This window comes from Bradyrhizobium sp. CCBAU 051011 (assembly GCF_009930815.1).
Lineage (GTDB): Bacteria > Pseudomonadota > Alphaproteobacteria > Rhizobiales > Xanthobacteraceae > Bradyrhizobium.
Genome location: NZ_CP022222.1, coordinates 6,764,910 through 6,791,043 on the forward strand (window position 1 = coordinate 6,764,910; position 26,134 = coordinate 6,791,043).

The 26,134-nt window shown below is 62.2% G+C and carries 28 protein-coding genes and 1 tRNA gene; 18 read left to right on the top strand and 11 right to left on the bottom strand.

The window, feature by feature from the left end:
• Positions 1 to 207 precede the first annotated feature (207 nt).
• Positions 208 to 375 (bottom strand): hypothetical protein, encoded by a 168-nt coding sequence (locus tag ACH79_RS43295; RefSeq protein ID WP_202639080.1) that lies wholly within the window; start codon positions 373 to 375, stop codon positions 208 to 210.
• Between the two features lie 78 nt (positions 376 to 453).
• On the opposite strand from ACH79_RS43295, the gene ACH79_RS43300 reads away from it, so the two are divergent.
• The 9 genes from ACH79_RS43300 (at position 454) to ACH79_RS31845 (ending at position 6,731) form a co-directional block, all read left to right on the top strand.
• On the top strand, positions 454 to 867 hold the full coding sequence (locus tag ACH79_RS43300) for a hypothetical protein (protein ID WP_202639081.1): 414 nt from the start codon (positions 454 to 456) through the stop codon (positions 865 to 867).
• Positions 864 to 1,625, top strand: a complete 762-nt coding sequence (locus ACH79_RS31815) for a Sir2 family NAD-dependent protein deacetylase (RefSeq protein WP_161854480.1) — start codon at positions 864 to 866, stop codon at positions 1,623 to 1,625. The genes ACH79_RS43300 and ACH79_RS31815 overlap by 4 nt, the downstream gene beginning before the upstream one ends.
• A 200-nt stretch (positions 1,626 to 1,825) precedes the next feature.
• Positions 1,826 to 2,491: a cold-shock protein gene (locus ACH79_RS31820; protein WP_161854481.1), complete on the top strand. Its 666-nt coding sequence runs from the start codon at positions 1,826 to 1,828 to the stop codon at positions 2,489 to 2,491.
• Between the two features lie 179 nt (positions 2,492 to 2,670).
• On the top strand, positions 2,671 to 3,117 hold the full coding sequence (locus ACH79_RS31825) for a DUF192 domain-containing protein (RefSeq protein ID WP_246738211.1): 447 nt from the start codon (positions 2,671 to 2,673) through the stop codon (positions 3,115 to 3,117).
• Positions 3,118 to 3,179: 62 nt separating this feature from the next.
• Positions 3,180 to 3,256: transfer RNA gene (locus ACH79_RS31830), tRNA-Pro, on the top strand.
• A gap of 91 nt (positions 3,257 to 3,347) precedes the next feature.
• The gene (locus ACH79_RS31835; RefSeq protein WP_371419305.1) at positions 3,348 to 3,911 is read left to right on the top strand and encodes a CAP domain-containing protein; all 564 of its coding nucleotides are present in this window, start codon (positions 3,348 to 3,350) and stop codon (positions 3,909 to 3,911) included.
• 71 nt (positions 3,912 to 3,982) lie between these two features.
• Positions 3,983 to 4,207, top strand: a complete 225-nt coding sequence (locus tag ACH79_RS43305) for a hypothetical protein (RefSeq protein ID WP_202639373.1) — start codon at positions 3,983 to 3,985, stop codon at positions 4,205 to 4,207.
• A gap of 502 nt (positions 4,208 to 4,709) precedes the next feature.
• Positions 4,710 to 5,678: an IS481 family transposase gene (locus ACH79_RS31840; protein WP_161852537.1), complete on the top strand. Its 969-nt coding sequence runs from the start codon at positions 4,710 to 4,712 to the stop codon at positions 5,676 to 5,678.
• Positions 5,679 to 5,810: 132 nt separating this feature from the next.
• Positions 5,811 to 6,731, top strand: a complete 921-nt coding sequence (locus ACH79_RS31845; RefSeq protein WP_161854482.1) for an IS481 family transposase — start codon at positions 5,811 to 5,813, stop codon at positions 6,729 to 6,731.
• 15 nt (positions 6,732 to 6,746) lie between these two features.
• Here ACH79_RS31845 and ACH79_RS31850 read toward each other — a convergent pair whose 3' ends face one another.
• The 5 genes from ACH79_RS31850 to ACH79_RS31870 are packed head-to-tail and all read right to left on the bottom strand — an operon-like array spanning position 6,747 to position 10,711.
• Positions 6,747 to 7,514: an ABC transporter permease gene (locus ACH79_RS31850; protein WP_161854483.1), complete on the bottom strand. Its 768-nt coding sequence runs from the start codon at positions 7,512 to 7,514 to the stop codon at positions 6,747 to 6,749.
• Positions 7,511 to 8,275, bottom strand: a complete 765-nt coding sequence (locus tag ACH79_RS31855) for an ABC transporter permease (RefSeq protein WP_161854484.1) — start codon at positions 8,273 to 8,275, stop codon at positions 7,511 to 7,513. Before ACH79_RS31855 ends, ACH79_RS31850 begins: the two co-directional genes overlap by 4 nt.
• Positions 8,272 to 9,075 (bottom strand): ABC transporter ATP-binding protein, encoded by an 804-nt coding sequence (locus ACH79_RS31860; protein WP_161854485.1) that lies wholly within the window; start codon positions 9,073 to 9,075, stop codon positions 8,272 to 8,274. The genes ACH79_RS31855 and ACH79_RS31860 overlap by 4 nt, the downstream gene beginning before the upstream one ends.
• A gap of 3 nt (positions 9,076 to 9,078) precedes the next feature.
• On the bottom strand, positions 9,079 to 9,777 hold the full coding sequence (locus tag ACH79_RS31865) for a GntR family transcriptional regulator (RefSeq protein ID WP_161854486.1): 699 nt from the start codon (positions 9,775 to 9,777) through the stop codon (positions 9,079 to 9,081).
• Between the two features lie 10 nt (positions 9,778 to 9,787).
• Positions 9,788 to 10,711: an ABC transporter substrate-binding protein gene (locus ACH79_RS31870; RefSeq protein ID WP_246738213.1), complete on the bottom strand. Its 924-nt coding sequence runs from the start codon at positions 10,709 to 10,711 to the stop codon at positions 9,788 to 9,790.
• 88 nt (positions 10,712 to 10,799) lie between these two features.
• Between ACH79_RS31870 and ACH79_RS31875 the strand changes: the two genes are divergently transcribed.
• From ACH79_RS31875 to ACH79_RS31885, 3 genes are read left to right on the top strand one after another with little or no spacing between them, the layout of a single operon-like run.
• Positions 10,800 to 11,783: a fumarylacetoacetate hydrolase family protein gene (locus ACH79_RS31875; RefSeq protein WP_161854488.1), complete on the top strand. Its 984-nt coding sequence runs from the start codon at positions 10,800 to 10,802 to the stop codon at positions 11,781 to 11,783.
• 50 nt (positions 11,784 to 11,833) lie between these two features.
• Entirely contained in the window at positions 11,834 to 12,610 is a 777-nt protein-coding gene (locus tag ACH79_RS31880; protein WP_161854489.1) for a cyclase family protein, read from the top strand.
• A 40-nt stretch (positions 12,611 to 12,650) separates the two neighbouring features.
• Entirely contained in the window at positions 12,651 to 13,748 is a 1,098-nt protein-coding gene (locus ACH79_RS31885) for an amidohydrolase family protein (RefSeq protein ID WP_161854490.1), read from the top strand.
• Between the two features lie 112 nt (positions 13,749 to 13,860).
• Here the strand turns inward: ACH79_RS31885 and ACH79_RS31890 are convergent, their stop codons facing one another.
• The gene (locus ACH79_RS31890) at positions 13,861 to 14,139 is read right to left on the bottom strand and encodes a hypothetical protein (RefSeq protein ID WP_161854491.1); all 279 of its coding nucleotides are present in this window, start codon (positions 14,137 to 14,139) and stop codon (positions 13,861 to 13,863) included.
• 338 nt (positions 14,140 to 14,477) lie between these two features.
• Here ACH79_RS31890 and ACH79_RS31895 point away from each other — a divergent pair, with 338 nt between their 5' ends.
• Positions 14,478 to 16,292: a carbamoyltransferase C-terminal domain-containing protein gene (locus ACH79_RS31895; RefSeq protein WP_161854492.1), complete on the top strand. Its 1,815-nt coding sequence runs from the start codon at positions 14,478 to 14,480 to the stop codon at positions 16,290 to 16,292.
• A gap of 16 nt (positions 16,293 to 16,308) precedes the next feature.
• Here the strand turns inward: ACH79_RS31895 and ACH79_RS31900 are convergent, their stop codons facing one another.
• Positions 16,309 to 17,469 carry an OpgC domain-containing protein gene (locus ACH79_RS31900; protein WP_161854493.1) on the bottom strand — a complete coding sequence of 387 codons (1,161 nt, stop codon included), beginning with the start codon at positions 17,467 to 17,469 and terminating at the stop codon, positions 16,309 to 16,311.
• Positions 17,470 to 17,701: 232 nt separating this feature from the next.
• On the opposite strand from ACH79_RS31900, the gene ACH79_RS31905 reads away from it, so the two are divergent.
• Positions 17,702 to 18,007: an ETC complex I subunit gene (locus ACH79_RS31905; protein ID WP_161854494.1), complete on the top strand. Its 306-nt coding sequence runs from the start codon at positions 17,702 to 17,704 to the stop codon at positions 18,005 to 18,007.
• Positions 18,008 to 18,050: 43 nt separating this feature from the next.
• Here the strand turns inward: ACH79_RS31905 and ACH79_RS31910 are convergent, their stop codons facing one another.
• Positions 18,051 to 18,554, bottom strand: coding sequence for an Lrp/AsnC family transcriptional regulator (locus ACH79_RS31910; RefSeq protein WP_161854495.1), 504 nt, complete (start codon positions 18,552 to 18,554; stop codon positions 18,051 to 18,053).
• Position 18,555: 1 nt separating this feature from the next.
• Complete coding sequence (locus ACH79_RS31915; RefSeq protein WP_161854496.1) at positions 18,556 to 19,209, bottom strand: TetR/AcrR family transcriptional regulator; 654 nt, start codon at positions 19,207 to 19,209, stop codon at positions 18,556 to 18,558.
• Between the two features lie 185 nt (positions 19,210 to 19,394).
• On the opposite strand from ACH79_RS31915, the gene ACH79_RS31920 reads away from it, so the two are divergent.
• The 4 genes from ACH79_RS31920 to ACH79_RS31935 all read left to right on the top strand — a co-directional run bounded on the left by ACH79_RS31920 (position 19,395) and on the right by ACH79_RS31935 (position 25,201).
• Positions 19,395 to 20,567, top strand: coding sequence for an isovaleryl-CoA dehydrogenase (locus tag ACH79_RS31920; RefSeq protein WP_161854497.1), 1,173 nt, complete (start codon positions 19,395 to 19,397; stop codon positions 20,565 to 20,567).
• A 112-nt stretch (positions 20,568 to 20,679) separates the two neighbouring features.
• A complete protein-coding gene (locus tag ACH79_RS31925) occupies positions 20,680 to 22,284 on the top strand; it encodes a carboxyl transferase domain-containing protein (RefSeq protein ID WP_161854498.1) in 1,605 nt (534 codons plus the stop codon).
• 2 nt (positions 22,285 to 22,286) lie between these two features.
• Complete coding sequence (locus ACH79_RS31930; protein ID WP_161854499.1) at positions 22,287 to 24,296, top strand: acetyl/propionyl/methylcrotonyl-CoA carboxylase subunit alpha; 2,010 nt, start codon at positions 22,287 to 22,289, stop codon at positions 24,294 to 24,296.
• A complete protein-coding gene (locus ACH79_RS31935; RefSeq protein WP_161854500.1) occupies positions 24,293 to 25,201 on the top strand; it encodes a hydroxymethylglutaryl-CoA lyase in 909 nt (302 codons plus the stop codon). The genes ACH79_RS31930 and ACH79_RS31935 overlap by 4 nt, the downstream gene beginning before the upstream one ends.
• 5 nt (positions 25,202 to 25,206) lie before the next feature.
• Here the strand turns inward: ACH79_RS31935 and ACH79_RS31940 are convergent, their stop codons facing one another.
• Entirely contained in the window at positions 25,207 to 26,133 is a 927-nt protein-coding gene (locus ACH79_RS31940; protein WP_161854501.1) for a dihydrodipicolinate synthase family protein, read from the bottom strand.
• Position 26,134 lies beyond the last annotated feature (1 nt).

The window sequence follows — 26,134 nt, forward strand, 5'->3', positions numbered from 1 at the left end:
TCTGATAGGCAATTAAAAACCCCGCCTACATCCGAGGATGCCGACGGGGTCTTTCGTGCTTTCACCTCTCGCAAGGTTGCTGCACTTGTGAGGAAAACGTCGCCGCGCTGACTTCGTTCCGCCCCGCGATGAATTCTCCATGGGTTCCGCGTGATATTCCATTAGAAATAACGCGAGGGATACGCAAATGCGCCTGCCGGTTCCGGGCTAGCGCCAGAAGGAGGGTCGACCGGATCCGTTCAGCGCGTTCGCCAGCGTCGTCTCGTAATACTCTTCACGCTCGCGTTCGAACTTCTGCTGGGTTTGCCTGAAACTTGCGACACGTGCTGCAATTTCGGCCCGGTCCCGCGCGAGTCTTTCTTCCTTCTCTGTCATCGCCCATCCGTTGCTTGTTTTGATTCGTGCCCCGCCATCAACTGCGAGCGCAAATGAGGCGTGAATTGGGAGGCGACATTGGAGCATCGTGATCGCGCGTCGTTGCGCGGCGAAACGGTGGATAAAAGTGTGCTGAATTCTTATCGCTCACGCGGGTTCCCGTTAGCGAGACACAAAACGGGAGGTTCCAATGGCAAAGATCGATCTGGATTCACGAGCATCGAAGAGCTCGCAGGCCTGCGCGAACACGCCACCGACAAGCTGTTCGAGAAAGTCGCTACACGCCGCGCCGAACGCGAAGCGGAACTGGAGAAGCTCGCCCAATACGGCAAGCCACCGGTGAAGAAAGCGGAAAGCGCACCCGCGCCCAAGGCGAAGAAGTCCGAAGAAGCCAAGGAGTGCTGTGCCGCCGGGCAGGGCATATCGATCTGGCAATCCGGACGTCCGTGCTATAGTCGCGTGGCCCAATCATTTCGGAACTATCAGCGGTGATCGCCAAGGATTTGCGCAGCGGCGTCGAGCAACTCGGCAACATGATTGCTGAAGCTACTTGCATCGTCCCCTTTACCGGCGCCGGCATTTCGACCGAATGCGGCATTCCGGATTTCCGTTCCCCCGGCGGCCTGTGGACCCGCAACCGCCCAATCGCATTCGACGAATTCGTGGCCAGTGCCGACGCGCGGGCCGAGGCCTGGCGGCGGCGCTTTGCGATGGAAGAAACTTTTGCTGCGGCCAAGCCCGGCCGCGGACATCGGGCACTGGCCTCGCTCTACAAGGCCGGCAAGACGCCCGCGATCATCACCCAGAATATTGATAATTTGCATCAGGCGTCCGGCTTCAAGGCCGACGACGTGATCGAATTACATGGCAATACCACCTATGCCCGCTGCATCGGCTGCGGACATGCCTATGATCTTCCTTGGGTAAAGGCACGTTTCGAAGAAAGTGGCAGCGCGCCCGACTGCACCGTCTGCGACGAGCCGGTAAAGACCGCGACGATCTCGTTCGGACAGGCAATGCCGGAAGACGCGATGCGCCGCGCCACCGAACTGGCTCAGCAATGCGATCTGTTCCTGGCGATCGGATCCTCGCTAGTTGTTTGGCCGGCTGCAGGTTTTCCGCTGATGGCCAGGAACTGCGGCGCCAGGCTCGTGATCATCAACAATGAGCCCACGGAACAGGATGATGTCGCTGATCTCGTGATCCGTCACGACATCGGAGAAACGCTCGGACCGTTTGTAGGCAATTGATCGCCAACTGATTCGCAGTTGTGCAAGCTGTTCATAGTCTCCGCAATTTTGTTTTTTTTAGCTATGCGCCGCAATCGGTAGTGTTATCTTTGATTCGAGAGATTCGCGCTGCGTTAGCATGATGGTCATGGTAGGGCGCGTGTTCCGGTCCGCTTCGGCGACAGCGGGCCGCTTTTTTGAGAAGTGTGAGGTCCGGGGTCATGGGGTCGGACGAATTTGGGTCCAAGAAGCTCGGGGGGCCGCCGCCAGGCGGGACAGGGCAAAACAGACTTGGACCAGGTGAATACTCAGCCGGCGCGCAGCGCGATCCGGCAGTGGATGCGCTTTCAGGGCTCGGCGATGCCGCAGCCAACCTTGTCGAAATATCGGGCGTCATCAAATGGTTCGACGCTTCGAAGGGCTACGGTTTCATTGTTCCGGACAATGGCTGGCCCGATGTGCTGCTGCACGTCACGGTGCTCCGGCGCGATGGCTATCAGACCGCCTATGAAGGCGCGCGGCTGGTAGTCGAATGCGTGCAGCGCGCCAAGGGCTATCAGGCGTTCCGAATCGTCTCGATGGACGAATCGACCGCGATCCATCCGGCGCAAATGCTGCCGCCCAGAACCCATGTCAGCGTCACGCCGACCAGCGGTCTGGAGCGGGCCCAGGTCAAATGGTTCAATCGGCTGCGCGGGTTCGGCTTCCTGACCTGCGGCGAGGGCACTCCCGATATTTTTGTCCACATGGAAACGCTGCGACGGTTCGGCATGACCGAACTGCGGCCGGGCCAGTACGTGCTGGTGCGCTTCGGGCCCGGGTCCAAGGGCATGATGGCGGCCGAGATCCATCCCGAGACAGGACCGTCGGCACTGTCCTCGCATTAATACCGCCGGACTACTGACGGAAACGTGAGCTGACCGCCGTGCACCTGCGCGGCGGCCTCTGGCATTTTCCGCAATCCCTGGGGTAGGGTTCGCCGGCAATTCCCCCCTCAGATTTCCGCGTGAGTGCTTTGATGAGTTTCGCTTTGATGATTGTGTGGGTTCGCTTCGCGGGCCGCCTTATGGCGTCGCTGGCGGCATTCGCCGTGCTTGTCACCCTCTGTGCCAATCCTGCCGCCAAGGCCGAGCGCATCCAGCCGCTCGAGATCGTCACCAAATCGGGGGTGCAGGTGTTCTCGGTCGAAATGGCGACGACGGAGGAGGAGAAAACCCAAGGGCTGATGTACCGGAAGGAACTGCCCGACGGCAAAGGCATGCTGTTCGATTTCTCGCCTGAGCAGCAGATCTCGATGTGGATGAAGAACACCTACATCCCGCTCGACATGATCTTCATCCGCGCCGACGGCCGCATCCTGCGGATCGCCGAAAATACCGAGCCCATGTCCACCAAGATCATCTCGTCGGGCGGGCTCGCCAGGGGCGTGCTGGAAGTGATTGCCGGCACGGCCCAAAAATATGGAATTCAGCCCGGCGACCGGGTGGCGCACCCGCTGTTCAACAAGCGCTGACCCGGCCTTCCATCGTCTTGCTGGCAGCGGTTTTAGCGTGTATCGACGCATTTCCTGGGGATCGGGGTATAGCGCAGCCTGGTAGCGCGGCAGTTTTGGGTACTGCAGGTCGTTGGTTCGAATCCAGCTGCCCCGACCAATAAAATCAATGACTTGCTGTTTCTTTTCGCGCCGAATTTTCCCGGCGCGATGGGCGGGGAACAATTGTGATTAGTAGGAAGACGGTCATTGTGGCGCGGCGGGTGCTGCTGCTGGGGTTGCTGATTTGCTTTGCCACGGTAGCCGACAGCCAGACGGCCATGGCCAATCCCGCGCAGATGATTTCTGATTTTCGACTGAAGCACGGGGAGAAGCGCGTAACCCTGGACGCGACGCTCACACGGATCGCGCACGATCAGGCCCAGGCGATGGCCGCCAAGGACCAGCTCGATCACGATGTCCTTGGCCGGTTCAATACGCGTATGAGTCCGGCGGGCGCAGGCCGCGCCGCAGAGAATATTGCTTACGGCTACGACAGCTTTCCCAAAACCCTCGACCAGTGGATCAATTCATCGGGGCACCGGAAAAACCTGCTGTTGCCCGGCGCGACGCGCGTCGGTGTTGCCAGCGTGAAAAGCGCGAAGACCGGCCGCATGTACTGGGCCATGGTGATCGCGGGCGACTATGAGCGTCCCAAGACGCCAAAGGGTTCGCCGAAGACTTCGCCAAAGGAATCAAAGCAGGCAAGCGTTGCGAAGCCGAAATCCCGCCCGGCCGAGGCCTGCCGACTGAAGATTCTCAGCCTCTGCTTCTAGAACAGGTTGCAATTTTCGGCTTGTAATATCGTTCTTGGTATGTTCTCATTGATCATCTTCGGAGGTGACCAATGGATATCGAGAAGCAACGGGAAATCATCCGGCTCTGGAATCGGATGCGCCAAGTCGAGGGTCCGCTCGCGGAGGAAATCCGGATCCAGATCCTTGAATACTTTGCGCAGCCGGATTCGCCGAGTGCGCGCATGAACGAGCGGCGCGCCGTGCTCAATCGGTTGCCGGTTCGGACTGCGCAACTCTATCGCATCGGCGAGCGGGGCAACAACGCAACGCTTTGACGGCTTTCGTATTTCGGCGGGTTGATTCGCCGCCGGTCAAGATTGACGGAATCGATCCGCGGTGCAAGCTGCGTGCATGTTGTCGCGTGTGCGCAATCATTTTCGAGGTGCGAAGTTCGCCCGCATGAGCAGCGGGACGTATTGCATCATCCGCGATCTTGGGTTGGTCAAGGGCGGCAAGGGGATGCGGCACCATGAGGTGCTCGTCACCTTCAGTCTTCGCGCGCTCTGGCGGTGGATTGGGCGGGCTTGCCGGCGCCTTATGACCACGTCGAAGGAGCCCGAGGTTTCGGCTCGCCCTGTTGCGGACACCTAAAGTGCGATGACTTTTCTTCGAATCGCCATCCCGCTTTATCTTTTTGTTTGAGCATGATCTCTTCGGAAAACCGCTGCACACTTTTCCGGATCATGCTCTAGCTGTGAGCTTTCAGGAGGTTGTCCATCCAGTCCTGAACGAGGAAGCTGAAGTTGTCGAAGCTTTAGCCAATCCCCGGAGGACCGAATGGACACCCATAAGAATGCGCCTCTGACGCCGAAAGGTCGAGAGGCCATGGTGCGGAGCGTGATCGAGGGCGGCCTGACGAAGGCCGCAGCCGCGCTCCGGTTCAACGTCACAGCGAAGACGGTCGCCAAATGGGTCAAGCGCTCCCGGGAGGAAGGTGTTGATGGGTTGCGTGATCGCTCCTCACGGCCCCATTCATTGCCAGGCCAAACCCTGCCTGCCACATGCGCTGCGGTCGAGGCGCTGCGCCGACAGCGCCACACGGGCAAGCAGATCGCGGCCGAACTCGGCATCTCTCCGGCGACTGTCAGTCGTGTCCTGCGGCGACTGGGATTGAACCGGTTGCGCGACCTGGAACCGGCCGAACCGGTGCGGCGCTACGAGCGTGAACATCCCGGCGAACTGATCCACATCGACATCAAAAAGCTCGGCAAGTTCAACCAGGTAGGCCATCGCATCACCGGCGATCGAACCGGTCAGAGCAACCTGCGTGCCCGCGGCGAAGGGCCTGGCTGGGAATACGTCCACGTCTGTATCGACGATGCTTCCCGGATCGCCTTCAGCAAGGTCATGAAGAGCGAACGGCAGGGTTGCGCCGTGGCCTTCCTCAAAGCTGCGATCGCTTACTACGCCAGCCTGGACGTCAGGGTCGAGCGGGTGATGACCGACAACGGTTCTTGCTATAAATCGCGCGCCTTCCGCAAAGCCTGCCAGCGCCTCGGCCTCAAGCACATTCGCACCAAGCCATACACGCCGAAGACCAACGGTAAGGCCGAACGCTTCATTCAGACCAGCTTGCGCGAGTGGGCTTATGCCCGCGCCTACAACACCTCAGGAGAACGCGCCGCCGAACTGCCAAGATGGCTTCACCGCTACAATTGGCATCGCCCTCATGGCAGTATCGGCGCGATGCCACCCATCAGCAGACTCGCTCTAACCGGGAACAACCTGTTGAGGCTCCACATCTAGCTGTGAGCTTTCAGGAGGTTGTCCATCCAGTCCTGAACGAGGAAGCTGAAGTTGTCGAAGCTTTAGCCAATCCCCGGAGGACCGAATGGACACCATAAGAATGCGCCTCTGACGCCGAAAGGTCGAGAGGCCATGGTGCGGAGCGTGATCGAGGGCGGCCTGACGAAGGCCGCAGCCGCGCTCCGGTTCAACGTCACAGCGAAGACGGTCGCCAAATGGGTCAAGCGCTCCCGGGAGGAAGGTGTTGATGGGTTGCGTGATCGCTCCTCACGGCCCCATTCATTGCCAGGCCAAACCCTGCCTGCCACATGCGCTGCGGTCGAGGCGCTGCGCCGACAGCGCCACACGGGCAAGCAGATCGCGGCCGAACTCGGCATCTCTCCGGCGACTGTCAGTCGTGTCCTGCGGCGACTGGGATTGAACCGGTTGCGCGACCTGGAACCGGCCGAACCGGTGCGGCGCTACGAGCGTGAACATCCCGGCGAACTGATCCACATCGACATCAAAAAGCTCGGCAAGTTCAACCAGGTAGGCCATCGCATCACCGGCGATCGAACCGGTCAGAGCAACCTGCGTGCCCGCGGCGAAGGGCCTGGCTGGGAATACGTCCACGTCTGTATCGACGATGCTTCCCGGATCGCCTTCAGCAAGGTCATGAAGAGCGAACGGCAGGGTTGCGCCGTGGCCTTCCTCAAAGCTGCGATCGCTTACTACGCCAGCCTGGACGTCAGGGTCGAGCGGGTGATGACCGACAACGGTTCTTGCTATAAATCGCGCGCCTTCCGCAAAGCCTGCCAGCGCCTCGGCCTCAAGCACATTCGCACCAAGCCATACACGCCGAAGACCAACGGTAAGGCCGAACGCTTCATTCAGACCAGCTTGCGCGAGTGGGCTTATGCCCGCGCCTACAACACCTCAGGAGAACGCGCCGCCGAACTGCCAAGATGGCTTCACCGCTACAATTGGCATCGCCCTCATGGCAGTATCGGCGCGATGCCACCCATCAGCAGACTCGCTCTAACCGGGAACAACCTGTTGAGGCTCCACATCTAGCTGCGCGGCCCGACGTCAGCGCTGCGCCGCTTGCCACGCCAGCAATCTGTGTTCCGCCAGCGACATTGCCACCGACGTTACATAGCCCGTTACCCCCAGCAGGATGACACCGGCGAACAGGTCGGCTGACCGGAACGCGCGGGCCGATAGCAGCACCCAGTGGCCGAGGCCGTCGAGGCCGGCCAGGATTTCGCAGACCACCGAGAGGATGAGCGCGACCGTCAGGCTGAGGCGCATGCCGGCGAGGATGTCGGGGCTGGCCGAGGGCAGGGCGATCTTGAAGATCACCGCAAGCCGCGACATCTGCAGCGACCGCGCGACCTCGTAGAGCCGGGGCTCGACCGCCGCAAAACCGTGGATGGTCGCGAGCATGATCGGCCAGATCGCGCCGAAGGAGATCACGAACAGCGCCATCGCCTGCGTCAGCCCGAGCATGGCGATCGCAACCGGAATGATCGCGGAGACCGGCAGCGGCCGCAAGAATTCCAGCGAGGGCGCGACATAGGTCCGCATCGTCCGAGACGAGCCGATGATCGCGCCGATCGCGATGCCGGCGATAGAGGCGAGAAGCCAGCCATAGGCCATGTGTTCGAGCGTGCCGGCGAGCTTGCTCCAGAGATCGCCGGAGGAAAATCCCCGCACCAGCGACGCCCAGGCCCTGTCAGGCCCCGGCAGGAATACCGGCGAGACCAGTTTCAGATTGGCGATCAATTGCCATAGCCCGATGAAGCCGGCCGCAACCGCAAAGCTTGCCACCCGCCAGAGGATTGCGCCGCGATTCATCTGCCGTCCCCACTCAAGGCAGCCCGGCCGAACAGGCGGTTCTGCGCGACGACCAGGAGGACATTCAGCGCGTATCCGATGGCGCCGATCCAGACCAGATAGGCCAGCATCAGGTCCGGGCGCAGCGCCTGCTGCGCCAGCATGATACCGGCGCCGAGGCCGAGCGGATTGATGGCGATTTCGACCGTGACGGCGACGATCAGCGCGATGCCGGCCGACAGGCGGAAAGCGACGAAGATCCGCGGCAGCGCCGCCGGGATGATGATCTTCCAGACCCGTTGCGCCGGCGGCAGCCGCAGCGCCCGCGCCACTTCCATCAGCCGCGGCTCGATGCTGCGTACCGCCGCGCGCGAAAGGATCAGGACCGGCCAGACGCAGGCAAACGCGACGATCACGATTTCCATGCGGTAGCCGAAGCCGAGCGCGATCAGCGCAATCGGCAACAGCGCAATCGAGGGGATCGGGCGGATCGCCTCGACGGTCACTTCCATCAGGCGGTTCAAGGTGTCCGAAATCCCGAATGCAATGCCGAAGGCCAGGCCGATGATGGTACCGATCGCAAGCCCGGCGAAAGCCGAAAACAGCGTGTCGCGCGTCGCCGCCAGGATGGAGAGGTCGGCGAAGGCGCCGAATAGCGCCATCAGGATATCGCTCGGCGGCGCAAGACTATCACTCTGCAGATGCGTGGCACGGGCCCAGAGCTCGAACGCTGCCAGCACGGCGAGCGGCAGCGCCAGCGCCTTGGCGGAATTCGCCGTCACTGCTCGGTCGCCTTGATGAAGTCGAACAATTGTCGGCGCAGCCGCAAAAATTCCGGATGCTCGCGGGTCGATAGCTGGTCGCGCGGCCGCGGCAGGTTGACCGCCAGTTCGATGCCGATTCGTCCCGGATGCGGCAGCAGGCCGATGACGCGGTCGCCGAGATAGATCGCTTCATCGAGGTCGTGGGTCACGAAGATCACGGTGGCGCCGCTGGCCGCCACCAGCGACAGCACCTCGTCCTGCAAACCCTGCCGCGTCATCGCGTCCAGCGCGCCGAACGGCTCGTCCATCAGCAGCGTCTTCGGCTCCTGCGCGAGACAGCGGGCGATCTGCAGGCGCTGCTGCATGCCGCCGGACATTTCCGACGGATATTTTCCGGCGTGGCCGGGCAGGCCGACGGTGCGCAGCAACTCCTCGATGCGGGCCGGGCGCTCGGCCGACGGCATGCCGGCTGCTTCCAGCGCCAGCGAGACATTGCCGGCTGCGGTGCGCCACGGCAGCAACGCCTTGCCGTAATCCTGGAACACGATCGCGATCTCGCGGCGCGGCTCGCGCATCGGCTGGCCGTCGAAATTCACTCTTCCGCTGGTCGGCTGGTAGAGACCGGCGGCGAGACGCAGCGCCGTGGTCTTGCCGCAGCCGGAAGCGCCGACGATGCAGACGAATTCGCCGGGCTGCACACTCAGGCTCAGATTCTCGATGATGGTCTTGCCGCCAAGCTGCAGCGTGACCGCATCAAAGCTGATTTGCGGCGCAGGCGTGCCGGGGGCGGCGTCGAGGCGTTTTGCGGCGCTTGCCATGGTTCAGCTCTCGCTGCCGGGAGGATAGACGAAATTGAGGGTCGAGCGCAGATGCGCTTCCAGCATGGCCTGGGAGCCGGGGATGTCGCGCGCGATGATCCGATCAGCCAGCAATTGATGGGCGCGGACGAACTTCTTGCCGCTGTCGACGGAGCGCATCATCACGCGCCGATAGCGATAGGCCTGATCGTAGAGATCGGAATGGGCCGCCAGCAGGCGTCTGGAGCCGCAGGCCGCCAATAGCGCGGTGTGAAAGCCCTTGTGCAGGCGGTCGAAATCCTCGGCGCCTTCGCGGAATTCATCGCCGGTGCGCTCGATATGGCGGCGCATCTGGTGCAGCGCGCTGACGATGCCGGCCTCCCAGGCATCATCGCCGTTGACGATCGCGAGCCTGATGGCTTCGACCTCGACCGCCGTGCGCATGGTGGTGATATCAAGCAAATCCTCCCGGCTGATGTCGGCGACGCGAAAGCCGCGCTGCCCGATGCCGACGATCAGCCCCCGCGACATCAGACGCGACAGGCCCTCGCGGAGCGGCGTCGCGCCGATCTCGTAGCGCTGCACGAGATCGACGATGCCGAGGCGCGACCCCGGCGCCAGGTGACCGGCGAGGATGTCCTGCTCGACCAGCAGCGCCGCGCGCTCGCTCAAGGTGGCGGCTTCGGTCACCGGTCGGGTCGTTTGGCGGTCGGAAGCCGGCATCGGCAGTCCCTTACTTCAGCACCAGCTTCGAGGTGTCGAGCTTGGATTGCAGCATTTTCTGCGTCGACATCACCTCGATCCACCAGGCGAGCTGTTCAGGCTTGAGCGTCGGTTCGGAGCGGTTCGGCGGCGTTGCCTTGACCAGCTCGATCGGCTGCTTGGTGAATTTTGCAATCGAATTCGACGCCTTTTCGCGATCATTGTTGACGATGACGGCGGACTCAGTGAGCGCTTCGCGGAATTTCTTGATCGCCGCGGCGTTCTTCTCTGCCCATTCGCGCGACGCCGCGTAGAAGATGATCGGATCGGTGCGCGCCAGTTCGACCGCATAGCGTGCGCCGACCGAGCCCAGCCCGGCATTGGTCATGCGGGTCACAAACGGTTCGGCTGTCAGCACGGCATCGACACCGCCCGACTTGATGATGTCGGCCATGGTCGGGAAGGTGACCTCGACGAAATTCACGCCCTTGGGATCGACGCCTTTCTCCACGAGCCATTTCACGAACAGCACGTGCAGGAAGGCGTTGAGGCCGGGCGCGCCGACTTTCTTGCCAACGAAGTCCTTCGGCTCCTTGATGGTGATGCCGTTGCGGACGAAGGCGGTGATATTGCCGTTCGATACCGGGCTCATGACGGTGGCTCCCGCGATGGCGACGAGATCGAGCCCGCCGTCGACAGCCTGCAGGAACACCGTCGAGGTCGGCCCGCCGATCTGAATCGAATTCGACAGGATCGCCGCCGGGATGTTCGAGTTGATGCCGATCGGCGTCATCTCGACCTCGAGCCCGTGCTTTTTGAAGATACCTTCGTCGATCGCGATCATGGCCGAGGCGCAGTCCGAGGTCGCCGTGCAGCCAACCTGGATCCTGGCTTGCGCAAAGGCGGTGCCGGTCAGCGCCACGCTGACCGTAAGGGCGGCAAGGACCTTCTTCACGGCATTCTCCCCATGACACATTTTTCTGTCTTGTTTATCGATATTTTTTTTGATCATATATTTCGACAGAAAACAAGAGGTGCGTCCAGTGAAACTCGCGACATTCAAATCCGGCGGCCAGGAAAAGATCGGAATCGTGCATGGAGGCGATACGCGCCTTTTCGACCTCACAGCCGCCGCCCGCCGAAGCGGAAGCGCCAACCCGGCGTTTGCCTCGATGCTGGCATTGATCGATACCGGAGACGCCGCGCTCGAAGCGGCAGCAGCGGCGTTCGATAAGCATGGCAAGGACGAGAGCTTGTCGATACCGGTGGCGACGGCGGAAATCCTTGCGCCGATCCCCGAGCCGCGGCAGATGCGCGACGGCATGTCGTTCCCGCTGCACATCCTGCAGGCCCCGCGCGGGCAGCTCAAGCTCGCCGCGCGCGCCAAAGGCGACATGGCCGAACTGGCGCGGATCGAGGCCGAGCCGCTGGGCGAGCTGCCGGAGGTCTATCGCAAGCAGCCGATCTACTACATCACCAACCGTTTCAGCGTTCGCGGCACCAACACGACCGTGAAATGGCCACGCTACAGTCAGGTGATGGACTACGAGCTCGAGTTCGGCATCGTCACCAGGAACAAGGGCGCCAACATTACGGCGGCCAAGGCCAAGGATCACATCTTCGGCTACACCATCTTCAACGACTTTTCCGCGCGCGATGCCCAACGCATCGAAATGGAAGGGCGGCTCGGACCGGCGAAAGGCAAGAGTTTCGACGGCGGCAACGTGATGGGGCCGTGGATCGTCACGCCGGACGAGATCGGCGATCCCTATAAATTGAAGATGGAAGCGCGCGTCAACGGAGAGAGGCGCTCGCAAGGGGTCAGCGAAGGCATGCTATTCTCGTTCGAGGAGATCATCGCCCATGTCAGCAAGGATGAAACCCTGATGCCCGGCGAGTTCATCGGATCCGGCACTGTCGGCAATGGCTGCGGCCTCGAACTCGGCTGGTATCTCGAGCACGGCGATACGATCGAGCTCGAGATCGAAAAGATCGGCATTTTGAAGAACCGGGTCGAGCGGCAATAGTCTGTTCCGGCGACGCTAACCAAAAAGAACATCAAGCCTTAGGAAACGCCATGACGCGCAAACTGATCGACATCTCCGTTCCCCTGCAAAACGACGTGCCGGCCGATCCGCCCGGCAATCACCCGACCATCCAGTACATCGATCACCAGCAGGGCCTGCCGCGCATGCTGCAGTTCTTCGACGGGCTGAAGGCGGAAGATCTGCCTGACGGCCAGGGCTGGGCAGTGGAGCAGGTATCGCTCTCCACCCATAACGGCACGCATCTCGATGCGCCCTGGCACTTCCATCCCACCATGAACCGCGGCGAGCGTTCATGGACCATCGACGAGGTGCCGCTGGAATGGTGTTTTCAGCCGGGCGTGAAGCTCGACTTCCGGCATTTGCCTGATGGCTATGTCGCGACCGCCAAGGATGTTGAAGCCGAACTCAAGCGCATCGGTCATACGTTGTCGCCGCTGGAGATCGTGGTGGTCAACACCAGCGCTGGTGCCAAATACGGAAGGCCCGATTACGTCGCCTCCGGCTGCGGCATGGGCTACGAGGCGACGATGTATCTCCTGGAGCGCGGCGTGCGGCTGACCGGCATCGACGGCTGGAGCTGGGACGCGCCGTTCGTCTACACGGCAAAGAAATATGCCGAGACCAAAGACGCCAGCCTGATCTGGGAAGGCCACAAGGCCGGCCGCCATATCGGCTATTGCCACCTCGAAAAGCTGCACCATCTCGAGCAACTGCCCTCGACCGGGTTCATGGTGTCGTGCTTCCCGGTGAAGATCGAGCGCGCCTCGGCCGGCTGGACCCGGGCGGTCGCCATTCTCGACGGCTGAAGGTTTACGCAACAACAAACAAAAAACCGGGAGAGAACGAATGACGGATTTGCGCGCGCCGCGTTTGCGGGGATGCTTCTGCTGTGGTCCAGCAACTCCGTCGCTCTTTACGCCCAGCCGGCGCGGCTTCATGCTCGGTGCCGGCGCGCTGGCCTTGACCGCTGCCATGGGACGCGGCGGCGCCGACGCACAAACCGCCGACGGAAAACCGTTCCGAATTGACGTCCATCATCATCTATCGCCGCCGACCTATGTGACGGCGTCGAACGATGCGGGTTTTGGCGATCCGCTGATGAAGAACTGGACGATCGAGAAATCGCTGACTGACATGGACAAGGCCGGCATCGCCACCTCGATGCTCTCAGTCACCACGCCGGCGGTCAATTTCACCAAGGGCGACACCGCGCGAAAGCTCTGCCGCGAGTCGAACGAGTATGCCGCGAAACTGGTTGCCGATTATCCCGGGCGCTTCGGCAATTTCGCGATGCTGCCGCTCACCGACGCCGAAGGCAGCCTGCGCGAGCTGACATATGCGCTCGATACGCTCAAGGCCGATGGAATCGCCTTGATGACGAGCTATGGCGACAAGTGGCTTGGCGATCCGCTGTTCCTGCCGGTGATGGAGGAGCTCAATCGGCGCAAGACGCTGGTCTACACCCATCCGACGGCGGCCAATTGCTGCGCGAATCTGGTGCCGACGCAGCCGCCCGTCATAATCGAGTTCGGCACCGACACGACGCGCACCATCGCCGACATCGTCTTTTCCGGCAATGCGCGGCGGTTTCCCGATATTCGCTGGATCTTCTCGCATGCGGGCGGAACGATGCCGTTTCTGATCGAGCGCTTCGTCCGGCATCCGCTGCTGGCGCCGAAGGCCAAGGAGACCGTGCCTGATGGCACGCTCGCGGAGCTCAAGCGCTTCTTCTACGACACTGCCCAGACCTCCAACCGCGGTTCGATGTCGGCGCTGGCGGCCATCATCCCGCCGTCGCAGATCGTGTTCGGGACGGATTTCCCGTACCGCACCGGCAGCGATCATGTGAAAGGATTGCGCGAGGCAGGCGTGTTCACGGACGAACAGGTCGCGTCGATCGAGCGTGGCAACGCGCTTAAATTGATTCCGCGGCTTGCAAGTTAGGTCGGGCACGGCCAACGCTGCCAGAATCGATTACCCAAAAGAAAAAGGCGTGCCGGTCGGCACGCCTGATTCCCAGCATGATCGCGTCTGATCTGACAGCGATCGATCTATGTCACCACCTGCAGACGCGAACGCCGTAGGGATTCCACCAGCAGCGGGGACCGCCGCCATAGAAGCCATAGCCTCGGCCGTAATAGCCTCGGCCGCCGCGATAGAAGCCACGACCGCCGCGATAAAAGCCACGGCCACCGCGATAGCCGCGGCCGCCGCGATAGGCCTGCGCGGACGTCGTTGTCCCGCCCACCAGAATGGCAGAGGTGCTGGCCACATAGACGAACAACAGGGCCAGTGCTGCAAGGCAGCGGGTCAGGATATTATAGCGTTTAGCCATACGAGGATCTCCCGGTCACTTCCGAACATCTGAACTTCTGTACTAGCTCACTTAGACGCGTGAGAAAGCCTTCGGTTCGGATGCGCTAAGACAATATTTTCACTAAGGTTCTTTCGGGCTTTTGGGACTTTATTAAGAAGGGCAGGTAAGGTCAAGTTACGGCCGATCTGTCGCGGCTTCTTGCGCCGTTCATCTATCTGAATACTGGATGAACACTTGGGATTGTGCACTGCAGGAACTTAGAATTCTGAAAAAATTCCGCGAGGCCACGCCAACAACTTGATGTCGACACGATCTCCATTTTTCAGCGCAAGATGATCCTCTCCTAACGAGTACCCATGTCCAAAAAACACACTTACGTCCTTGGCCTGAACACTTATGACCATGATGTCAGCGCCTGTCTGTTGCGCGACGGCGCCATCGCGTTCGCGATCGCCAAGGAGCGGATCACCCGCGCCAAGCACGCCTCCGGCTTCTACAAAGAAGTGATCGACTATTGCCTCGAGGCCGAGGGCATTACGCTCGACGACGTCGATCTCGTCGTGCGCAACTGCTACATCCTGCCGGTCCCGGAAATGGAGGAGCGGCTGGTCTATTTCGACGCGCCGGGCTTCCTGCCGGACTTCGAGCGCGGCGATGCGGCCAAGCATCCGCTCTATCTGAAGCATTCGGACAAGGTTGTCACGATCTCCCACCATCTGGCGCATGCCTATAGTGCGTTTGCGGTGTCGCCGTTCGAAGATGGCGTCGTGATGATCGTCGATGGCGTCGGCAGCTACCAGTCCGACGTCATGGAATCCTATCCGCCCGCCGACACGGCGACGCCATTGGCACGGGAATCCGAGAGCTACTACAAGTTCAGCGGCAAGACGCTGGAGTGCGTCAAGAAGGTCTGGATGGAGCCGGACCGCGGCTTCCTCAGCGACGAATTCTACAACATGCCCGGGCTCGGCGCGCTCTACAGCCGCGCTTCGACCTATATCTTCGGCGACTGGAATAAATGCGGCGAGCTGATGGGCCTGGCACCCTATGGCCGCCGCGACCAGGTCAAGCATCTGCTCGAAATGAACGGCGACAAGCTGCAGGTACCGCACTGGAACGCTACCGACTTCAAGCAACCTTATGTGTTCGAACCCGGCAGCAACTGGGAAAAGAACCCCGCGATGCGGCACTGGGAGGATCTAGCCTGGCGCACGCAGGACGACACCGAAAACGTGCTGCTGGCCCGCGCCCGCTGGCTGCGCGAAACCACCGGCGCCAAGAATCTCTGCATGGCCGGCGGCGTTGCGCTGAATTGCGTGGCGAACGGCCGGGTGGCCCGCGAGGCCGGATTCGACAACGTCTGGATCCAACCCGCGGCCGGCGACGACGGCATCGCGATCGGCTGCGCCTATTACGGCTGGCTCGAAATCCTGAAGCAGCGCCGCGATTTCGTGATGGATCATTCCTATGTCGGCCGGCGCTATTGCGATCAGGACGCCGCCAAGGAATTGAAAAAGTTTCTGGTGCGTATCCAGGCCGATGCAGTGCGCAGCGACAATGTCTGCCGCGACACTGCCAAGCTGCTGGCCGACCAGAAGGTGATCGGCTGGTTTCAGGACCGGTCGGAATTCGGGCCGCGCGCGCTCGGCAACCGCAGCCTGCTGGCTGATCCGCGCAAACCCGAGATGAAAGATATCCTCAACAGCCGCGTCAAGCATCGGCAGGCATTCCGGCCCTTCGCGCCAATCGTACTGGCCGAGCGCATGAAGGAAATTTTTGAAGGCGACGAAGACTCGCCCTTCATGCTGATCGCCAAGCCGGTACGTCCCGAGTGGCGGGACAAAATTCCGGCGATCGTGCATGTCGACGGCACCGCGCGCGTGCAGACCGTACGCGAACAAACCAATCCGATGCTCTACCGCCTGCTGAAGGAGTTCGAAGCGCTGACCGGCGTTCCCGTGCTGATCAACACCTCATTCAACATCAAGGGCGAGCCGATCGTGGAAACGCCGCAGGATGCCGTGAATTGCTTCCTGACCACCGGCGTCGATCATCTCGTCATCCACGACACCATCGTATCGAAGAACGCGATGCACAAAGTGGTGGCGCCGGTACTCAACGTCTACGCCGACGTGCGCACGCTGGTGGCCTCGACGGCGCAGCCGGCCTGACGCCGGCTGCCGCGCCTCAGCCGGAAGCCGCTGGGGTGGCTTTCGGCGCCGGCGGCTTGAGCGGCTTGTCCTGCCGCTTCGACCAGGAAATGTAGTAGGCGACGATGGTCATGATCGCGATGCCGGTCACGCTGACGAAGATCTGCGCGAACAGCGAGCCTGAGCTCAGCGACAGCTCGAAGTGCCCGACGAACGACAGGAACACGCCGACGCAGAACACGGCCAGCGACTGCTGGCCGCAAACCACCAGCGGATCGAAGATCCTCCACTCCAGCCCCGGCCATTCCTTCGGCACGAAGCGGATGACCAGGATCACGATCACCACGAAGTGCAGAAAGCGGTAGGGCGCGAGGTTAGTCTTGTCGTTCGGGTTGAACATCGAATACAGCCACTGCGGGAACATCTCGCCGAACGTCGGAAACCTGCCGGCCATGGTCATGACAAGCGCCAGGATCATGTAGGCGATGCAGAAATACAGTGTGATCGGCGAGTTGATGATGTGCAGGTTCTTGCGGGCGCCGCCGAGCGCGCACCAGGCGCCGAACACGAACAGCACCTGCCAGGCGAACGGATTGAAGTACCAGTGTCCGGTCGGGTAGGCCGGCAGGTTCCAGCCGGTCTGCCGCGACACCAGCCACAGCACGATGGCGGCCAGCATGGTCAAGTTGGGCTGGCGCAGCATGAACCAGAGCACCGGCGGGAACAGGCCCATCAGCACGATGTAGAGCGGCAGCACGTCGAGATTGACCGGCTTGAATTTCAGGAACAGGCCCTGCCGCAGCGTTTCGGTCGCGTTGTCGATCAGGCCGGCGACGTTGAAGTCGTTGACCAGTTGGGAATCGCCGAACCGCAAGGCGAGATAGCTGATCGAGGCGATATAGATCACGAACAGGATGATATGGGCGACATAGAGCTGCCAGACGCGCTTGGTCAGCCGCGTGGCGCCGACGATGAAGCCGCGTTCCAGCATCATCCGGGCGTAGACGAATGAGGCGGTATAGCCGGAAATGAAAACGAAGAGGTCGGCGGCGTCACTAAACCCGTAATTGCGGGTGGTGATCCAGTTCACGACGTTGTCGGGGATATGGTCCAGATAGATCGCCCAGTTCGCGACCCCGCGAAACAGGTCGAGCCGGAGGTCGCGTCCTTTTTCTGGCAGGGTGGCGTTGATTTTCATGGGTGCCGCTTCGAACTGCTGCTTTCGGGAGATCGCGCCGCAAGACCGGGGGCCGGCGGCCCGATGTCCCTAGATTGTCACAGTACGGCATAATGACTATACCGGTACGGTAATGGTACATCCGGGTTTGCAGGAATCACCGATCAAATTTCCTGAAAGGTGTCTCTATACTATCCCGGGTGTTTCCACCAACCGCTACCGTGTCGCATATCGCCTGAGGACTCAACCATCCATGACCGCACGCATTTTCAAGCCCGCCAAAAACGCGATGCAATCGGGCAGGGCCAAGACCCGGGAATGGCAGCTCGACTACGAGCCCGAGCAGCCCCGCGCGATCGAGCCCCTGATGGGATGGACCTCTTCGGTAGACATGAAACAGCAGCTCACCCTGCACTTTGACACCAAGGAAGACGCGATCGCCTATTGCGAGCGCAAGGGCATTGCCTACCAGGTGATCGAGCCCAAGGATTCGGTGCGCCGGCCGGCCGCCTACGCCGACAATTTCGCCTTCAAGCGCGTCGAGCCCTGGACCCACTAGGGGGCAGACCGGCGCGTTTCCGTGCGACGCCAGGTTTGGTGGGCTATTGCGCCGGGCCAGATGCCGAGGGGGCGCGGGGCAACGGCAGCGGCGCATCCTTGGCGACGCCGAGCACCGGGAAGGTTCGGATGTGGCGGACCTCGGGCATCGCAGAAAATTGCAGAAGCTGCTGGTGCGTGCCCTCGACGTTCCGCGCCACGCATTTGAGCAGATAGTCGGCATCGCCCGAAATCCGCCAGCTCTGTTGCACCAGCGGCATGGCCGCGATCGATTTTTCGAACGCCTGCAACGTCGCCTGAGCCTGGCTCTGCAACTGAATCAATACGTAGGAAATGACCTCGTATCCCAGCAGTTTTTCGTCCAGCGTAGCTCTGATGGCACTGACATAGCCGCGCTCGCGCAAGGAGCGAACCCGTCGTCGGCACGGCGGCTCCGAGAGGCCGACCCTTTCAGCCAGCTCATTGTTGCGGATGCGTCCATCCTTCTGCAATTCGGCCAGTATCCTCAGGTCGATTTCGTCGAGGGCGTGATGTTCCGTCGTGGGCATCTCAGCGGCGCTCCAACTCGCCACGCGGGGAGGGGGCGCGCAGGGTTGCCCGATCAGGCGTTCCAGCCGGGGCGACGCTCGACAGCACCAGTTTTTCGTGGGCGGCGACGATGGCCTCCTTGGTGAGCCGGCCGCCGGGCCGGTACCAGGTGGTGAGGCCGGTCAGCAAAGCCAGGATCGCGAAGGTCGCGACCTGGACGTCGACCACCTCGAACTCGCCTTCCGCCACGCCCTCTGCAAGGATGGCGGCGAGCCGCTGTTCGTAGGCGCCGCGCAGCGCCACGATCTCTTCATAGTTCTTCGGCTCCAGGCTACGCAGCTCGGAATTGGCGATGAAGACCTCGCGCTTCTTGGTCATGTGGTAGGTGACGTGGAAGGCGACGAAGGCGCGGAGCTTGTCGGACGGCTGCTGCTTGCCCTGGAGCGCGCGATCGAGCTGACGCAGCAGTTCGTTGATGTGGTCCCGCACCAGATCGAACAGCAATTCCTGCTTGGTACTGATATGGTTGTAGAGCGAGCCCGACTGGATCCCTACCTCGGCCGCGAGCTGGCGCAGGCTCATGGCGGCGTAGCCGTGCTCGAAGATCAGGCGCAGCCCGGCCTTGCGGATCGCCTCCATCGTCTTGGGGCCGTGTGAGCCGATCGTCCGCGCCATTGGGCCTCTGGAAAGGGAAGGAGGTCGCCGTCGTGAAACGAGCGGGTGATCGTATAATTCTGACACGAAACAGTAGTAAATTCAATAGTCTGGTCGTGTGCTTGAGCCTTTCTGTGGTTCTACTTGCAGGGATAGTAAAAAAACGTATGATCGTTTAATTCCAGAACAACACTGCGGAGGGAATGATGGCCTCGAACCGGGCGCTGCTGCTCAATTTCGACCTTGGCGAGACCGCGGATGCGATCCGCGAGACCGTGCACGCGTTCTCCCAGAACGAGATCGCGCCGCGCGCCGCCGAGATCGACCGCAGCAATCAGTTTCCGCGCGACCTCTGGCCTAGGATCGGTGCGCTCGGCCTGCACGGCATCACGGTGGAAGAGGAATATGGCGGCGCCGGCCTCGGCTATCTCGAGCACTGCATCGCGGTGGAAGAGATGTCGCGGGCGTCAGCTTCCGTGGGTCTGTCCTACGGCGCCCATTCCAACCTCTGCGTCAACCAGATCCGCCGCAACGGCAACGAGGCGCAGAAGCGCAAATACCTGCCGAAGCTGATCTCCGGCGAGCATGTCGGCTCGCTGGCGATGTCGGAGCCAGGCGCCGGAAGTGACGTGGTCTCGATGAAGACCCGCGCCGACAAGAAGGGCGACCGTTTTGTGCTGAACGGCAACAAGATGTGGATCACCAACGGCCCGGTGGCCGATACGCTCGTGGTCTACGCCAAGACCGATCCCAATGCCGGCCCGCGCGGCATGACCGCCTTCATCATCGAGAAGGGCATGAAGGGATTTTCCACTGCGCAAAAGCTCGACAAGCTCGGCATGCGCGGCTCCGATACCTGCGAACTGGTGTTCGAGGATTGCGAAGTCCCCGAGGAGAATGTGCTGAGCGAGGTCGGCCGCGGCGTCAACGTGCTGATGTCCGGCCTCGACTACGAGCGCGCGGTGCTGGCGGCAGGCCCGATCGGCATCATGCAGGCCTGCATGGACGTGGTGCTGCCTTACGTCCACGAGCGCAAGCAGTTCGGCGAGCCGATCGGGACGTTCCAACTGGTGCAGGGCAAGATCGCCGACATGTACACCACCATGAACGCCTCGCGGGCCTATGTCTACGCGGTGGCAAAAGCGTGCGACCGCGGCGAGACCACGCGCGAGGACGCCGCGGGCGCGATTCTCTACGCCGCGGAAAAAGCCACGCAATGCGCGCTCGACGCCATCCAGCTCCTCGGCGGCAACGGCTACATCAACGACTATCCGACCGGGCGGCTATTGCGCGACGCCAAGCTCTACGAGATCGGCGCCGGCACCAGCGAAATCCGTCGCATGCTGATCGGACGGGAACTGTTCGAAAAGACCGCCTGAACTTCACATCGGTGCAAAGATAGTACAGGCTGCCGCATCCTCGTCGAACGGGCTGTCCCGACCGTCCTGAAGCCATCCCAGGCACTCCAGCATTTTTGAGAAAACGCCGACCATGCCGCTTCATTCCACCATCGATCCCAAATCCTCCGAATTTGCCCGCAACGCCGACGTCATGCGTGGCCTGGTAGCGGAGCTTCGCGAGAAGCTGAAGGTGGTCTCCGGCGGCGGCGGCGAGGCTTCCCGCAAGCGGCATACCTCGCGCGGCAAGATGCTGGCGCGCGAGCGCGTCGACCTGCTGGTCGACCCCGGCACTGCCTTTCTGGAATTGTCGCCGCTCGCGGCCCACGGCCTCTATGGCGGCGACGTCCATTCCGCCAGCGTCATCACCGGCGTGGGGCGCATTTCGGGCAGGGAATGCGTCATCGTCGCCAACGACGCCACCATCAAGGGCGGTACCTATTACCCGATGACCGTGAAGAAGCATCTGCGCGCGCAGGACATCGCGCGACAGAACAATCTGCCCTGCGTCTACATGGTCGATTCCGGCGGCGCGTTCCTGCCGATGCAGGACGAGATATTTCCGGACGAGCGGCATTTCGGCCGCATCTTCTACAACCAGGCGCAGATGTCCTCGATGGGCATTCCGCAGATCGCCATCGTGATGGGCTCGTGCACCGCGGGCGGCGCCTATGTGCCTGCCATGTCGGACGAGAGCATCATCGTGCGCAACCAGGGCACCATCTTCCTCGGCGGACCGCCCTTGGTGAAGGCTGCCACCGGCGAGGTGGTGACGGCCGAAGAACTCGGCGGCGCCGATGTGCATTCCCGCCATTCCGGCGTCACCGATCACTACGCGCAGAACGATGCCCATGCGATCGGGATCGCCCGGCGTATCGTCGCCACGCTGAAGCAGCCGACACGCGCTAACCTGAACATGCGCGAGCCGCGGGAGCCGCTGTTTCCGGCCGAGGAAATCTACGGCGTGGTTTCCTCCGACGGCAGAAAACCGTTCGACGTCCACGACATCATCGCCCGGATCGTCGACGGCTCCGAATTCGACGAGTTTAAGAAACTCTACGGCACGACGCTGATCTGCGGCTTTGCTCATATCTGGGGCTATCCGGTCGGCATCATTGCCAATAACGGCATCCTGTTCAGCGAGAGTTCGCTGAAGGGCGCGCACTTCATCGAACTGTGCTGCCAGCGCAATATCCCGCTGGTGTTCCTGCAGAACATCACAGGCTTCATGGTCGGCAAGAAATACGAGGCCGGCGGCATCGCGCGCGACGGCGCCAAGCTGGTGACTGCGGTCGCAACTGCAGGCGTGCCAAAGTTCACTATCGTGATCGGCGGCTCCTACGGCGCCGGCAATTACGGCATGTCTGGCCGCGCCTACTCTCCGCGCTTCCTGTGGATGTGGCCGAACGCGCGCATCTCCGTGATGGGTGGCGAGCAGGCGTCCATGGTGCTGAGCCAGGTCCGCCGCGACAATATCGAGGCCAAGGGCGAGAGCTGGTCGGCCGAGGAAGAAGATAAATTCCGCAGTCCAATCCGCGCGCAATACGAACATCAGGGCAATCCGTATTACGCCACCGCGCGGCTGTGGGACGACGGCGTGATCGACCCCGCCGACACACGCCTGGTGCTCGGCCTTGGATTGTCGGCCGCCGCCAATGCGCCGATCGAACCCACGAAGTTTGGCCTGTTCAGGATGTGATGATGGACCGCGCAAAGCTCTACCGGCGTTTCCGGACGCTCCTGATCGCCAACCGTGGCGAGATCGCCTGCCGTGTCATTCGCTCCGCCCGTGCCATGGGCCTGCGCACCGTCGCCGTCTATTCCGAGGCGGACCGCGACGCCATGCATGTCGCCATGGCTGATGAAGCTGTGCTGCTCGGGCCGGCGCGGGCGCGCGACAGCTATCTCAACATCGAGCGCGTGATCGAAGCCGCGCGCCAGACCGGCGCCGAGGCGGTGCATCCCGGCTATGGCTTCCTGTCGGAGAATGCCGAATTCGCGCAGGAGTGTCTGAACGCCGGCCTCGTGTTCGTCGGCCCGACCGCCGAGATGATGACGGCTATGGGCTCAAAGTCGGGCTCGAAAGCGCTGATGGAGAAGGCGGGGGTGCCCTTGGTGCCCGGCTATCACGGCGAGGCCCAGGACGAGGCGACATTGGCAAAGGCCGCAGATGCGATCGGCTTCCCGGTGCTGGTGAAGGCATCCGCCGGTGGCGGCGGGCGCGGCATGCGCGTGGTGAATTCGGCTGGCGAGCTTGCAGCGGCGATCGTCAGCGCCAAGCGCGAGGCCAAGGCGGCATTCGGCGACGACCGCATGCTGATCGAAAAATTCGTGCAAAATCCCCGGCATATCGAGGTGCAGATCATTGGCGACAGCCATGGCAATCTGCTCTCGCTGTGGGAGCGCGAGTGCACGCTGCAGCGGCGGCACCAGAAGGTGATCGAGGAAGCACCGTCGCCGACACTCGACGCCACGCAGCGCGAGACCGTGTGCGCCGCCGCGCGCAAGGCGGCTGCCGCGGTGAACTATGTCGGCGCCGGCACCATCGAGTTCGTCTCCGACGGCAAGGAAGTGTTCTTCATCGAAATGAACACCCGCCTGCAGGTCGAGCATCCCGTGACCGAGTTGATTACCGGCGTCGATCTCGTCGAATGGCAGTTGCGGGTGGCGTTTGGCGAGAAGCTGCCGCTGGCGCAAAACGAGATCAGGTTGAACGGCCACGCCATCGAGGCGCGGGTCTATGCGGAAAATCCGCAGAAGAACTTTATGCCATCGGTCGGCCGGATCCGGACCTGGCGCACGCCGGACGCAGTCGATGGTTTGCGCATCGATTCCGGCTATCGCGACGGTGATGCGGTGTCGCCCTATTACGACGCCATGCTGGCCAAGGTGATCGCATGGGCGCCGACACGGCAGGCCGCCATTGAGCGTCTCAACCGCGGACTGGAAGAGACTGACGTCCGCGGCATCGTCACCAATATCCCGTTCCTGTCGGCGCTGATCACCCATCCGAACGTGCGCGCCAACACCATCGACACGGGTTTCATCGAGCGCGAGCTGAAGAAGCTGACGGAAGCCTCGGGTATAACAGGCGATCTTGAGCTTTGCGCCGCAGTCGCCGCCATCGTCAATGACGAACGGAAGACTGCGCTCAAGGAAGCGCATTCGCCGTGGCAGACGTTTGGCTGGATGCCGGTTGGCCAGCGCAAGCGGGTGTTCTCGTTCCGCCACGGGCAGGGCGCCGAACAGAAGGTGACGCTGCACTATGGCAACGGGCCGTCGACGGTTTCGATCGGCAAGCACGAATTCGTTTTCACGACGTCGTCCGCGGATGGCGGGAGTTTCGACCTGACGATCGACGGCATGAAATCGCGCGTTACCGCCGTGATCGAGGGCCACGAGCTTTACCTGCGCACCCGGAATGGCCGCTTCGAGCTGCACTGGGTCGATCCGTTCGGTGGCGAGACCGAGGAACTGGTCGGCGAGGACAAGATCGTGGCGCCGCTCCCGGGCACCGTGGTGGCGCTGCTGGCCGAAGAGGGCGCGACGCTGGAAAAAGGCGCCGCGATCCTGACACTGGAAGTCATGAAGATGGAGCAGACCCTGCGTGCGCCCTTTGCCGGCACCTTGAAAAAAATCAGGTGCAAGGTCGGCGATATCGTCGGCGAAGGCGTCGAACTTGCCGAACTCGAACCGGCGGCGGCATCATGAGCGATACTGTCCACATCGTCGAAGTCGGCCCGCGCGACGGGCTGCAGAACGAGAAGACCCCGATCAGCGTCGCCGATCGGATCGCCTTCGTCGAGGCGCTGATCGGCGCCGGGCTTAGGGCGGTGGAGGTCGGCGCGTTCGTGTCGCCCAAGGCCATTCCGCAGATGGTCGGGTCGGCCGAAGTGTTGCGCGGTGTTAGCCACCATACGGAATGCGAATTGCCCGTGCTGGTGCCGAACGACAAGGGCTATGAGGCCTCACAGACCGCGGGCGCGAAACTGATCGCCGTGTTCGCCGCGGCATCGGAAAGCTTTTCACGCGCCAACATCAATTGCTCGATCGCGGAATCGATCGAGCGCTTCAAGCCGGTGCTGGCCCGCGCCAAGGCCGACGGTGTTCGCGTGCGCGGCTACATTTCCACTGTGCTCGGCTGCCCCTATGAGGGCGAGATCAAGCCGCAGGCCGTGGTCGATGTCGCAAAAGTGCTGTGGGATCTCGGCTGCTACGAAATCTCGCTCGGCGACACCATCGGCGTCGGCACGCCCTTGAAAGCGCGGCAACTGCTGCGCGCGGTGGCCGGCCACGTGCCGATGGCCAATCTCGCCATGCATTTCCACGACACCTATGGACAAGCGCTCGCCAACCTCTACGCCGGAATGGAGGAGGGCTGCCGCGTGATCGATTCCGCCGCCGGCGGTCTCGGCGGTTGCCCCTACGCCCCCGGCGCGACGGGAAATGTCGCGACGGAAGACGTCGTCTACATGCTCGAAGGCATGGGGATTTCGACCGGCGTCGATATGGCAAAGCTGGTCGCGGCGACCAACGTCGTGAGCGGGCTGATCGGCCGTCCGCCGGTCAGCCGCGTGGCGGCAGCGTTGAATGCGAAGATGCGGGCCGCCAAGTAGACCACTTACGCGGCCTTCAGCCCGACGTTCGGCAGCAGCGGCCGGTTCTTCAGGGCTTTCGCCATCATCGCCTCGACCTCCGCCTTCTCGTGCGGCAGCAGCGCCAGCCGCGGCGGGCGGGTCAGCGCGGTGCCGCGGCCCATGATGTGCTCGCACAGCTTGATGCACTGGACGAGGTCCGGACGGGCATCGAGGTGGAGCAGCGGCATGAACCATTCGTAGAGCGGCATTGCCTCGGCATAGCGCCCCGCCTTGGCGAGGCGGAACAGGGTCTCACCTTCGCGCGGGAAGGCGTTCGACATGCCGGAGACCCAGCCGACGGCACCCATGGCCACGCTCTCGACAATGACGTCGTCGAGGCCGGCGAACAGCACGAAGCGATCGCCGACCATGTTGCGGGTGTCGATGAAACGCCGTGTGTCGCCGGAGGAGTCCTTGAAGCACACCACCGTTTCCACATCGGCGAGCGACGCCAGAATGTCCGGCGTGACGTCGTTCTTGTAGATCGGCGGGTTGTTGTAGAGCATCACGGGCAGGTCGGTCGCGCTGGCGACCGAGCGGAAATGCGCGGCGGTTTCGTGCGGCTTGGACGAATAGACCAGCGCCGGCATCACCATCACGCCGTCAATGCCGACGCGGGCGGCCTCCTTGGCGGTTTCGACGGCAAAGGCTGTGGTGAACTCGGCGATGCCGCACAGCACGGGGACGCGGCCGGCCGCGACCGACTTGGCCGTCTCCATGATGGCGATCTTTTCCTTGCGCTCCAGCGAGGTGTTCTCGCCGACCGAGCCGCAGACGATCAGTCCGGAAACGCCGTCGCGGATCAGGCCGTCCATCACCTTGGCGGTGGCGTCAATATTGAGCGAAAGGTCGTCGTTGAACTGCGTGGTAACGGCCGGGAAGACGCCTTCCCAGGAAATGCGTGGGCTCATT

Bases quoted from the DNA above. Each gene is read 5' to 3' on its own strand.
- ACH79_RS31935 (WP_161854500.1), top strand. From the start codon at position 24,293: ATGAGCGATACTGTCCACATCGTCGAAGTCGGCCCGCGCGACGGGCTG.
- ACH79_RS43305 (WP_202639373.1), top strand. From the start codon at position 3,983: ATGGATATCGAGAAGCAACGGGAAATCATCCGGCTCTGGAATCGGATG.
- ACH79_RS31930 (WP_161854499.1), top strand. From the start codon at position 22,287: ATGGACCGCGCAAAGCTCTACCGGCGTTTCCGGACGCTCCTGATCGCC.
- ACH79_RS31900 (WP_161854493.1), bottom strand. From the start codon at position 17,469: ATGAAAATCAACGCCACCCTGCCAGAAAAAGGACGCGACCTCCGGCTC.
- ACH79_RS31825 (WP_246738211.1), top strand. From the start codon at position 2,671: ATGGCGTCGCTGGCGGCATTCGCCGTGCTTGTCACCCTCTGTGCCAAT.
- ACH79_RS43295 (WP_202639080.1), bottom strand. From the start codon at position 375: ATGACAGAGAAGGAAGAAAGACTCGCGCGGGACCGGGCCGAAATTGCA.
- ACH79_RS31880 (WP_161854489.1), top strand. From the start codon at position 11,834: ATGACGCGCAAACTGATCGACATCTCCGTTCCCCTGCAAAACGACGTG.
- ACH79_RS31885 (WP_161854490.1), top strand. From the start codon at position 12,651: ATGACGGATTTGCGCGCGCCGCGTTTGCGGGGATGCTTCTGCTGTGGT.
- ACH79_RS31865 (WP_161854486.1), bottom strand. From the start codon at position 9,777: ATGCCGGCTTCCGACCGCCAAACGACCCGACCGGTGACCGAAGCCGCC.
- ACH79_RS31920 (WP_161854497.1), top strand. From the start codon at position 19,395: ATGGCCTCGAACCGGGCGCTGCTGCTCAATTTCGACCTTGGCGAGACC.
- ACH79_RS31915 (WP_161854496.1), bottom strand. From the start codon at position 19,209: ATGGCGCGGACGATCGGCTCACACGGCCCCAAGACGATGGAGGCGATC.
- ACH79_RS31850 (WP_161854483.1), bottom strand. From the start codon at position 7,514: ATGAATCGCGGCGCAATCCTCTGGCGGGTGGCAAGCTTTGCGGTTGCG.
- ACH79_RS31905 (WP_161854494.1), top strand. From the start codon at position 17,702: ATGACCGCACGCATTTTCAAGCCCGCCAAAAACGCGATGCAATCGGGC.
- ACH79_RS31895 (WP_161854492.1), top strand. From the start codon at position 14,478: ATGTCCAAAAAACACACTTACGTCCTTGGCCTGAACACTTATGACCAT.
- ACH79_RS31925 (WP_161854498.1), top strand. From the start codon at position 20,680: ATGCCGCTTCATTCCACCATCGATCCCAAATCCTCCGAATTTGCCCGC.
- ACH79_RS31910 (WP_161854495.1), bottom strand. From the start codon at position 18,554: ATGCCCACGACGGAACATCACGCCCTCGACGAAATCGACCTGAGGATA.
- ACH79_RS31820 (WP_161854481.1), top strand. From the start codon at position 1,826: ATGGGGTCGGACGAATTTGGGTCCAAGAAGCTCGGGGGGCCGCCGCCA.
- ACH79_RS31890 (WP_161854491.1), bottom strand. From the start codon at position 14,139: ATGGCTAAACGCTATAATATCCTGACCCGCTGCCTTGCAGCACTGGCC.
- ACH79_RS31860 (WP_161854485.1), bottom strand. From the start codon at position 9,075: ATGGCAAGCGCCGCAAAACGCCTCGACGCCGCCCCCGGCACGCCTGCG.
- ACH79_RS31845 (WP_161854482.1), top strand. From the start codon at position 5,811: ATGGTGCGGAGCGTGATCGAGGGCGGCCTGACGAAGGCCGCAGCCGCG.
- ACH79_RS31940 (WP_161854501.1), bottom strand. From the start codon at position 26,133: ATGAGCCCACGCATTTCCTGGGAAGGCGTCTTCCCGGCCGTTACCACG.
- ACH79_RS31840 (WP_161852537.1), top strand. From the start codon at position 4,710: ATGGACACCCATAAGAATGCGCCTCTGACGCCGAAAGGTCGAGAGGCC.